The organism is Stenotrophomonas sp. YJH_SMC_135, from assembly GCF_059372355.1.
In genome coordinates this window covers 699,022-709,218 of the sequence record NZ_JCAFVN010000002.1, presented here as the reverse complement: position 1 = coordinate 709,218, position 10,197 = coordinate 699,022, and the positions used below count along the sequence as shown (strand labels likewise).

The window sequence follows — 10,197 nt, the reverse complement described above, 5'->3', positions numbered from 1 at the left end:
GCGCAGGCTCAGGGTGCCGGCACCCGGGCCAGCAGCTCCTGCACCAGGCGCTCGCCGTCCCAGCCCTCGGCAGTGGCTTCATAGCTGGGCAGCACGCGATGGCGCAGCACGTCGGCGGCGACTGCACGCACGTCGTCGGGCGTGACGAAGTCACGGCCGGCCAGCCACGCCCGCGCACGGGCACAGCGCTCCAGTGCGATGGAACCGCGCGGGCTTGCCCCCCAGGCGATGCGGCGGCCGAGGCCGGCGTCGTAGCGCGCGGGATCGCGCGAGGCCAGCACCAGTTCGATCAGGTAGCGCTCCAGTGCCGGTGCCATGTGCAGGTCCAGCACTTCGCGGCGGGCGTCGAACACGTCCTGCATCGGCATCTTGTCCGGCGCCGGCGCAGCCTCGCCCAATGCACCACGGGCACGCTCACGGGCCAGCCGCAGGATTTCCGATTCGGCGGCCTGGTCCGGGTAACCGATGCGCACGTGCATCAGGAAACGGTCCAGCTGCGCTTCCGGCAGCGGAAAGGTGCCCTCCTGCTCGATCGGGTTCTGCGTGGCCATCACCAGGAACAGCGGCGGCAGCGCATAGGTATGGCGGCCAACCGTGACCTGGCGCTCGCCCATGGCCTCCAGCAGCGCCGACTGCACTTTGGCCGGTGCCCGGTTGATCTCGTCGGCCAGCAGGATCGGGTGGAAGATCGGGCCGGGCACGAACTCGAAGCGGCCCTCCTGCGGGCGCCAGATCTCGGTGCCGGTGAGGTCGGCCGGCAGCAGGTCGGGGGTGAACTGCACGCGGGCAAAGTCTGCTTCCAGGCGCGAGGCCAGTGCACGGATCGCCGTGGTCTTGGCCAGGCCCGGCGCGCCCTCCACCAGCAGATGGCCGTCGGCCAACAATGCAATCAGCAGGCGTTCGACCAGTGCCGCCTGGCCGACGATCTCGGCCGACAGCGCGTCGCGCAGCTGGGTGAACGCCGCATGCAGGCGGGAGGTGGCCGGCGCGGGCGGCGGCGAGACGGTTTCGGGCATCGGCGGTGGCAGGTTCATGGGGGCCTTTGACCGGCGCAGGACGGCACGGGTTCCCGACATCATCGCAGGGTGCCCTGCGATTGGCATCAAGAACCGCTGAACAGCCGTCCACGACGGGCATGGATCTGCTTCGTGCATGTCGCCAGCCCAAACGAAAAAGGGCCGCACGCGGCGGCCCTTCTTCGAAGACTCCGGTGCGACGGCTCAGTTCTGCTTGGCCACGCGCAGCACCTTCGGGGTGACGAACACGAGCAGCTCGGCCTTGTCCTTGTTGCGGCCGCGCTTCTTGAACAGATTGCCCAGGAACGGCACGTCGCCCAGGAACGGCACCTTGCTGATGCTGTTGCGATCGGTGAACTCGTAGACGCCACCGATCACCACGGTCTGCCCATCCTCGACCAGCACCGCGGTGTTGACTTCGCGACGGTTGATCGACGGCACGGTGCCGTAGCCCTCCAGCTGGATCAGCTGGTCGACTTCGTCCTTCTTCACCTGCATGTTGAGGAACACGCGGTTGTCGTTGGTGATGGTCGGGGTGACCTTCAGCTCCAGCACCACTTCCTTGAACTGGACGTTCGGGGTCGCGACGCCGCCAGCGCCACCACCGCTGATGGTGACGTAGCCGATTTCCTTGCCCTGCTTGATCATCGCTTCGCGCTGGTTGGTGGTGACCACGCGCGGGTTGGAGATCACCTCGCCTCGCGACTCCTGCTGCATGGCCGACAGCTCCACGTCCAGCAGGTAACCGGCATTGAGGATGGACAGTGCCAGCGAACCCGGGTTGCTGGCGGCAGCCACCGGCAGGTTCCAGTTCAGGCCACGGGTGATGGTCGAGCCCACCGGGACAGGAGCCGGGCCCACCCGGCCACCGGCGATCCAGTCGCGCTCGGCCTTGGCGTTGTCCTGCGCGGACTTGACCTGCGATTCCCGGGTCAAGCGGTTGGCCTCGAGATTGCCGCTGAAATAGACATTGTCGCGGCTGCCGCTGACACCGAACTTCGCGCCCAGCTCGCGGGCGAAGGTGTCGGTGGCGATGACGATGCGGCTTTCGATCAGCACCTGGTCGACCGGGCGGTCGATCACGTTGATCAGCTCGCGCATGCGCGCGATCTTCTTCGGGATGTCGCTGATCATCAGCGTGTTGGTACGCTCGTCGGCCACGATGCGACCACGCGAGGACAGGAAGCCACTGTCTTCCTGCGAGGAGTTGCCCGAACCACCACCACTGCCACCACCACCGCCGCCGCCGATCCCCTTGGCCTCGGTCAGCGCTTTGAAGATCTGCGTGGCGCTGTGGTAGTTGATCTGGATGTAGTCGGTCTGCAGGTCTTCGCGGTTCTCGATGGCGATGCGCGCGTCTTCCTTCTCCTGCTCGAACTTGGCCAGTTCAGCCTGCGGCGCCACCCAGATCACGCTGCCGTCGCGACGCTTGTCCAGGCCCTTGGCGCGCAGGACGATGTCCAGCGCCTGGTCCCACGGCACATTGACTAGGCGCAGGGTCACGTTGCCCTGCACCGAGTCGGACGCCACCACGTTCAGGTTGGACTCCTCGGCGATCAACTGCAGCACGGTGCGCACCGGCACGTCCTGGAAGTTGAAGGTCACCGGCTTGCCGGTGAAGCCGCGCTGGCCGACGGCCTTGGCCGCCTGGGTGACGCTGCCGGCGGTGACCGCACCCACGGCGGCCTGGGCCTGGCGCGGGCTGATCTCGACCACGTATTCGTTGCCGCTCTGGTAGGCCAGCGACTCCACCGCGCCACCGGTGCTCAGCACCAGCTGGGTACCGGCGCCCGACGGCTTGGCGTCGATGCGCTGTACCGGCGTGGCGAAGTCGGTGACGTTCATCGGCTTCTGCAGGTTGGCCGGCAGCCGGGCATTGCCGACGTCGACCACCACGCTGTTGCCCTGCGTGCGCAGGTCAGGGATCGCGCCCTGCCCGTCGAACTGCACGATCAGGCGCCCGGCGCCGTCATCGCCACGCTTGAAATCGATCTTGGCCACCGACAGGCCCGCCGGCGCGGCGGCCGGTGCCACGGTGGCGCCCACCGGCTTTTCCGCCGGTGCGGCAGCCAGCGCCGGAGCGCAGGCCAGCATCAGCGCGACTCCCAGCGCGCTGACACGGTTCAAGGTAGAGCGCCGGATGGGACGCAGCCCCTTGGCTTGGTGAAAGGTCATCGTGCTATCCCCAGTAAACGATCATTGATCTTCAAGCGAGAGCGTTGCCGGCCGTTCCAGCCAGCCACCCGCGCCATCCGGCACCAGTTCGATCAGCTCCACGCGGTCTTCGAAGACCGCCGTGACCCGCCCGTCGCTCTGCCCCAGGTAACCGCCCGGGCGAACCCGGTAGGTGACCTTGTCCGGCCCCATCACCAGCGCCACGGTACCTGCGCCGGTACCGATGGTGCCGACCATGTCCAGCGCATCCAGCGGGAAGCCTTCCAGCGGCTCCTTGCGCCGGTTCGGGTCCGGTCGCAATCCGCCGTTCCCCTGCTGCGGATTGGTCCAGGCATCGGTGAACGGATCGCGCATGCCCTGCGCGGAGTATTCGAAGGTCTCGAACTGCTGCATCACCGGCAGCGGCTCCAGCGGTTGCGCCGGTCGCGCGCGCTCGCCTTCCACCCACTTCTCAAGGTTCGGTGCGTCACCGGGCGTGCTGGTCACGCCACGGCCGCAACCAGCCAGCAGCAGCACAGCCAGCACCATCGCACCACGTACGGTCTGCGCGCGCATCACTTCTTGCCCTCCTTGCCAGCGTCGGCCGCCTGCTGCGCCTGCACCTCGGTCTCGTCCAGGTAGCGGTAGGTCTTGACCGTACCGGACAGTTCCAGTGCACCGCTGCGGACGTTGCCGCCGGTCTTTTCCTTGGGCTTGAGGTTGATGTCATGCATGGTCAGGATCACCACCCGCGGCAGCGAGGCCACGCCACTGACGAACGCGCCGAACTGGTGGTAACTGCCCACCATGCGCAGCTTGATCGGCTTCTCGGCGTAGAACTCCTTGATCTGCTCCTGCTCCGGCTCGAACAGCTCGTTGGTCAGGCCGCTGGACAGCGCGGTCTGCGAGATGTCGATGATCAGGTCGGGCATTTCGGTCTTGCTCGGCAGCTGCCGCAGCATCTGCTGCAGCACCTGCTCCATCTGCGCCAGCTGCTGCTTCAGCGGCCCCAGGTTCACCGCGCGTTCCTGCTGCTTGGTGAACTCGGTGCGCAGCTCGACTTCCTTCGATTCCAGGCCGGCCAGTTCTTCGCGCTTGCCGCTGATCAGCAGCATCCACGCCACGAACATGATGACCAGCGCCAGCAACGAGCAGAAGACGATCTTGGCCTTCTGCGGCCAGTTGCCGATGTCGTTGAAATCCAGGTTCTTGATGTCGATCTTCTGGCTCATGCGCGGTCCCCCTGCAGCAGCGCATTGAAGGCCTGCGGCGGCTGCGCCAGGCGGCTGCCCTCAGGCTTCGGGGCAGGTGCCGGGGCCGGCGCGGCGGCCGGAGCGGCCGGTTGGTTCGGCTTGGCCGGCGTGGCCGGTGCAGTGGCCGGTGCGGCGGGAGCTGCTGCCGGCTGGCCCGCTGCCGGGGCCGCAGGCGTCGCGGCATCCGGACCTGCGGCCAACGGTGCCACCGGTGCCGGGGCAGCCGTCGCCACCGAGCCATCGGCGTTCAGGCCCGGCGTCGCCGACACCTCTTCGCTCTGTGCCGGCAGTTTCACCTTGACCACGAACACGTAGGGCAGCGCCTTGATGTCGGCCAGCGGGCCGGCCTTGCCGTCCTTGTCCTTCTCCGGGTCACGCGCTTCGATGATCGACAGCTCCGGGTTGGTCATCCAGCCGGAGGTCTCCAGGTTGCGCATGTAGGCCGAAACGCGGGCGTTGGACTGGGTGCGGCCTTCCAGCGTCAGCACATCACCCTCCTGCTTCAGCGCGGTCAGCACCACACCGTCGGGGATGGTGCGCACCAGCGCGTCGAACAGGTGGACCATCTGCGAGCGCTTGGCCTGCAGTTCCTCGATCACCTTCTTGCGGGCCAGCAGGCGTTCCTTCTGCGCGTCGAGGCGATCGATCTCCTTGTTCTGTTCCTTGACCTTCTCGATCTCGGCTTCCAGATAGGCATTGCGGTCCATCTGGCCGCTCGCCTGACGGTCGTAGTAGAACCAGATCATCAGCGACAGCAGCAGGCCACCGACGGCGGCCATGCCCAGCATTGCGTAGAACTCGCGCTGGCGTTGCTTGCGCCGCTCGGCGCGCCAGGGCAATAGATTGATGCGTGCCATCAGTCAAAGCTCCTCAGCGCCAGACCGGTCGCGATCATCAGCGCGGGGGCATCCTGGGCCAACGCATGCGCGTTCACCTTCGGCCCCAGGGTCATCTGCGCCAGCGGGTTGGCGACCACGGTCGGCACGCCCAGCTGTTCCTCGACCATCTCCGGCAGGCCACCGAGCACGGCGCAGCCGCCGGCCAGCACGATGTGATCGACGCGGTTGAACTCGCTGCCTGCGTAGAAGAACTGCAGCAGGCGGCTGATCTGCTGGACCGTGGCTTCCTTGAACGGCTCCAGCACTTCCATCTCGTAGCTTTCCGGCAGGCCGCCCTGGCGCTTGGCCAGCCCGGCTTCCTCGTAGCTCAGCCCGTAGCGGCGCATGATCTCATCGGTCAGCTGCTTGCCACCGAACACCTGCTCGCGGCTGTAGAGGCTGCGGCCGCCGCGCAGGACATTGAGGGTGGTCATGGTGGCGCCAATGTCGACCAGCGCGACCACGCCGTCGATGGATACCGGCAGCTCGCTGGCGACCAGGGCGTAGGCGTTCTCGACCGCGAAGGCCTCCACGTCCATCACCTTGGCCTGCAGGCCACCGAGTTCCAGCGCGGACTGGCGCAGCTCGACATTCTCCGAACGCGACGCGGCCAGCAGCACCTGGACCATCTCCGGGTTGTTCGGGATCGACCCGATCACCTCGAAGTCCAGGTTCACTTCCTCGATCGGATACGGAATGTAGTTGACCGCTTCCAGCTCGATCTGGGCTTCCATGTCGTTTTCGTCGAGATCGGCCGGCATCGGGATCACCTTGGTGATCACTGCCGACCCCGCGACGGCGGCAGCGGCCAATTTGGCCTTGCTGCCTGAACGGTTCATCGCCCGACGGATGGCCTCACCCACGGCCTCCACTTCAACGATGTTCTTCTCCACCACCGCATTCGGCGGAAGAGGTTCCACAGCGTAATGTTCCACGCGGAAACGATTGCCGCTGCGGGACAGCTGCAAAAGCTTTACCGCAGTCGAACTGATGTCGACGCCTACGAGCGGCGACTGACTTTTTGGGATGAGCCCCACGGTTTCTCCCCTGCCGACGGGCACTTGGACGCAAGACCTGCGCCCAAGCATTAATAACGTATTCTTAGCAAATGGCAACGGCCCTGCTGTGAATTCCTTCACGGATTCACCATGCAGCCCCTGACTGTTCCCCTTGCGCTCCCCGGTGCCGACCCCAGCCGGCACCTTGCGTAATCTATACTCTGCGACCACGAAATTCGCAATCGGAATCTGAACCCGATGACTCGACTCCGCCGCTGGCTGCGCTGGATCTTCCTGATTGTCCTGGTCCTGGCGCTGATCGGCGCGGCCGCCGTGGGCGGTCTGTACTATGCCGTTTCCTCCAAGCTTCCCGACGTGCAGACCCTGCGCGACGTGGAAATGCAGGAGCCGATGTACGTCTATGCTGCCGATGGCAAGTTGATGGCGGTGTTCGGCGAGACCCGGCGTACCCCGATCACCATGAAGGACGTGCCGGAGAAGCTGAAGCAGGCCTTCCTGGCCACCGAGGACGCCCGCTTCTACGAGCACGGCGGCGTGGACTACATGGGCATCGGGCGGGCGGTCTGGCTGCTGGCCACCACGAGCGACAAGCGCGTGCCGGGTGGCTCCACCATCACCCAGCAGGTGGCCCGCCAGTTCTTCCTCAGCTCCGAGTACAGCTACACCCGCAAGCTGGCCGAGATCCTGCTGGCGCGCAAGATCGAGTCCGAGCTGAGCAAGGACGAGATCTTCGAGCTGTACCTGAACAAGAGTTTCTTCGGCAACCGCGCCTACGGCGTGGCCGCTGCCGCCGAGTTCTATTACGGCAAGAAACTGAACGAGCTGGACCTGGACGAGATGGCCTCGCTGGCCGGCATCCCCAAGTTCCCCTCGTCGGGCAATCCGATCTCCAACCCGGAACGTGCCCGCCAGCGCCGCGACAACTACGTGCTGCAGCGCATGGCCGACCTGAAGTTCGTCAGCCAGGCCGAGGCCGACGCGGCCAAGGCCGTGCCGATGCACGCCACCGCGCATGAGCCGCCGGTGCAGGTCGATGCCCCGTACGTGGCCGAGCTGGTGCGCCAGGAGATGATCGCCCGCTTCGGCGGCGACGTGGTCAACAAGGGCTATCACGTCACCACCACCATCGACTCCACCCTGCAGACCGCCGCGAACCAGTCGGTGCGCGACGGCCTGCTGCTGTACGACCACCGCCACGGCTGGCACGGCGTGGAGAAGCAGGTGCAGGTGGGTGCCGGCGAAGACGCCGCCGCCCTGGCCGAGCACCTGCGCGGCATGTACGGCCAGGCCGGCCTGCTGCCGGCGATCGTCGCCAGCACCGGCGCCGACGGCAGCGCCACCGTGGTGCTGGCCAACCGCAGCGAGATCGTGCTGCCGGCCGGTGCCGCCAAGTGGACCAACAAGACCCCGGGCAAGCTGGTGCAGCGCGGCGACATCGTGCGCGTGCGCGCCGGTGCCAAGGAGGGCGAGTGGCTGCTGGACCAGATCCCGCGCGGCCAGTCCGCGCTGGTCTCGCTGGATGCCCACAGCGGCGCGCTGAAGGCGCTGGTGGGTGGCTTCAGCTTCTCCGGCAACAAGTTCAACCGCGCCACCCAGGCCCGCCGCCAGCCGGGTTCGAGCTTCAAGCCGTTCGTCTACGCAGCTGCCTTCGACAAGGGCTACAACCCGGCCTCGATCGTGCTCGACGCCCCGGTCGTGTTCCGCGATCGCCGCGGCAAGACCTGGGCCCCGCAGAACGACGGCGGCGGCTTCCGCGGCCCGATGCGTCTGCGCGAAGCGCTGGTGCAGTCACGCAACCTGGTGTCGGTGCGCCTGCTCGATGGCATGGGCGTGGACTACGCACGCAAGTACATCAGCGAGTTTGGTTTTGCCGAATCGGAGCTGCCGCCGAACCTGTCGATGTCGCTGGGCACCGCCTCGCTGACCCCGCTGTCGGTGGCGCGCGGCTACGCCGTGTTCGCCAACGGCGGCTCGCGCGTGGACACCTGGCTGATCGACCAGGTCAATGACCGCGACGGCAACCTGGTGTTCAAGGAAAACCCGGCGCTGGCCTGCCGCGACTGCGCCGGCAGCAGTGACCAGCCGGTCAACCAGGTGGTGGACGGCTTCAACTTCGGCGCTCCGGCCCCGAAGGTGGACCCGGCCGCCGCCAAGGCCGAAGCCAAGGTCGAAACCCCGGCGGCACCGGCCAACCCGGATGCCCGCACTGCCCCGCGCGCGATCGACGCCCGCACCGCCTACCAGCTGGTATCGATGATGCGCGACGTGGTCCAGCGCGGTACCGGCGTTCAGGCCAAGGTGCTCGGCCGCGAGGACGTGGGCGGCAAGACCGGCTCCACCAACGACCACCGCGACGCCTGGTTCTCCGGCTTCGGTGGCCCGTACGTGACCACCGTGTGGGTGGGCCGCGACGACTTCCGTTCGCTGGGTTACCGCGAATACGGTGGCAAGGCCGCCCTGCCGATCTGGATCGACTACATGCGCACCGCGCTGAAGGACACCCCGATCGCGCAGAACGACCCGCCCAGCGGCATGGTCCAGGCCACCCTCAACGGCGCGACCGAGTGGGTGAAGGTGGAAGACATGGACCGCCTGACCGACTACGACCTGAACCTCAATACGCCGCAGGCCGACGCCGCCGCGTTCGACATCTTCTGAGGAATGGTCCGGTGGGTGCCAACCGTTGGTTGGTACCGATGCTGCTCCGGTAGACGCCAACCTTGGTTGGCGGCCCGTGCCGACCAAGGTCGGCACCTACCAGAGCGTTGGTGGGTGCCAACCGTTGGTTGGTGCCGATGCTGCTCCGGTAGACGCCAACCTTGGTTGGCGCCCCGTGCCGACCAAGGTCGGCACCTACCAAGGCGTTGGTGGGTGCCAACCGTTGGTTGGCGCCGATGCGGCTCCGGTAGAGGCCAACCTTGGTTGGCGCCCCGTGCCGACCAAGGTCGGCACCTACCAGAGCGTTGGTGGGTGCCAACCGTTGGCTGGTGCCGATGCGGCTCCGGTAGAGGCCAACCTTGGTTGGCGCCCCGTGCCGACCAAGGTCGGCACCTACCAGAGCGGTTGCCTCCGCCATACCCACGCGGATGTCACATCCGTGCGCTAGTCTGTGGCCAGGTCGCAACAGGAGTCATCGCATGCATCGCGCCCGTCAGCATGCTGCCAGCCAGACCCGCGAGCGGCGCCATCGCCTCGCCCACGAAGCCGCCCGCCTGATGGCCGAAGGCGGCATCCGCGACTACCACCAGGCCAAGTTGAAGGCTGCCAGCCGGCTCGGCATCCACGACGATGCCTCCCTGCCCCGCAACACCGAGATCGAAGACGCCCTGCGCGAGTACCAGCGGCTGTTCTCCGGCCCCCAGCACGGCAACGAGCTGCAGCGCCGCCGCGAAGCCGCGTTGCGTGCGCTGGAGTTCCTGCACGGCTTCGCACCGCGCCTGGCCGGCCCGGTGCTGGAGGGCACCGCCGACGCCAACAGCCCCGTACAGCTGCACCTGCACAGTGACGATCCGGAGGCCGTGCACCGCTTCCTGGACGAGCACGGCATTCCCGCCGAATCGCGGACGCGTCGACTGCGGATGGACCGCGAACGGAGCCTGGACGTGCCGGTGTGGGTGTTCAGCGCCGAAGAGCTGACCTTCGACCTGGCCGTGCTGCCGTATGACGCCCTGCGCCAGGCGCCCTTGTCGCCGGTGGACGAGAAGCCGATGCGACGCGCGTCTGTCGCACAGTTGCGGCAGCTGCTGGCCGAGGCGGAGATCACCGCGTATATCGGCGGGTAGCGGTAGCTCCGGCCTTGGTGGGTGCGGACCGTTGGTCCGCACGATGCATCGGGCATGCGGACACCTGGCCCAAGAGCAGCCGAGCATGGCTCGGC

Annotated in this window: 8 protein-coding genes; 2 read left to right on the top strand and 6 right to left on the bottom strand. The window is 67.1% G+C overall.

Annotated features, from left to right (window positions below; translation table 11 throughout):
- Nucleotides 1–8 precede the first annotated feature (8 nt).
- From AC5P98_RS09770 to AC5P98_RS09745, 6 genes are all read right to left on the bottom strand, one after another.
- The gene (locus AC5P98_RS09770; protein WP_014648255.1) at nucleotides 9–1,034 is read right to left on the bottom strand and encodes an AAA family ATPase; all 1,026 of its coding nucleotides are present in this window, start codon (nucleotides 1,032–1,034) and stop codon (nucleotides 9–11) included.
- Between the two features lie 186 nt (nucleotides 1,035–1,220).
- Nucleotides 1,221–3,191, bottom strand: coding sequence for a type IV pilus secretin PilQ (locus AC5P98_RS09765; RefSeq protein WP_032962161.1), 1,971 nt, complete (start codon nucleotides 3,189–3,191; stop codon nucleotides 1,221–1,223).
- Nucleotides 3,192–3,212: 21 nt separating this feature from the next.
- Complete coding sequence (locus AC5P98_RS09760; protein WP_005418914.1) at nucleotides 3,213–3,746, bottom strand: pilus assembly protein PilP; 534 nt, start codon at nucleotides 3,744–3,746, stop codon at nucleotides 3,213–3,215.
- Nucleotides 3,746–4,402, bottom strand: a complete 657-nt coding sequence (locus AC5P98_RS09755; RefSeq protein WP_005418916.1) for a type IV pilus inner membrane component PilO — start codon at nucleotides 4,400–4,402, stop codon at nucleotides 3,746–3,748. The genes AC5P98_RS09760 and AC5P98_RS09755 overlap by 1 nt, the downstream gene beginning before the upstream one ends.
- Nucleotides 4,399–5,280, bottom strand: coding sequence for a PilN domain-containing protein (locus tag AC5P98_RS09750; protein WP_495229981.1), 882 nt, complete (start codon nucleotides 5,278–5,280; stop codon nucleotides 4,399–4,401). The genes AC5P98_RS09755 and AC5P98_RS09750 overlap by 4 nt, the downstream gene beginning before the upstream one ends.
- Nucleotides 5,280–6,338 (bottom strand): pilus assembly protein PilM, encoded by a 1,059-nt coding sequence (locus tag AC5P98_RS09745; protein ID WP_014038321.1) that lies wholly within the window; start codon nucleotides 6,336–6,338, stop codon nucleotides 5,280–5,282. The genes AC5P98_RS09750 and AC5P98_RS09745 overlap by 1 nt, the downstream gene beginning before the upstream one ends.
- A gap of 219 nt (nucleotides 6,339–6,557) precedes the next feature.
- Between AC5P98_RS09745 and AC5P98_RS09740 the strand changes: the two genes are divergently transcribed.
- Nucleotides 6,558–8,978 carry a penicillin-binding protein 1A gene (locus AC5P98_RS09740; RefSeq protein ID WP_046432301.1) on the top strand — a complete coding sequence of 807 codons (2,421 nt, stop codon included), beginning with the start codon at nucleotides 6,558–6,560 and terminating at the stop codon, nucleotides 8,976–8,978.
- A gap of 479 nt (nucleotides 8,979–9,457) precedes the next feature.
- Nucleotides 9,458–10,102 (top strand): hypothetical protein, encoded by a 645-nt coding sequence (locus AC5P98_RS09735; protein WP_014648262.1) that lies wholly within the window; start codon nucleotides 9,458–9,460, stop codon nucleotides 10,100–10,102.
- Nucleotides 10,103–10,197: the final 95 nt, after the last annotated feature.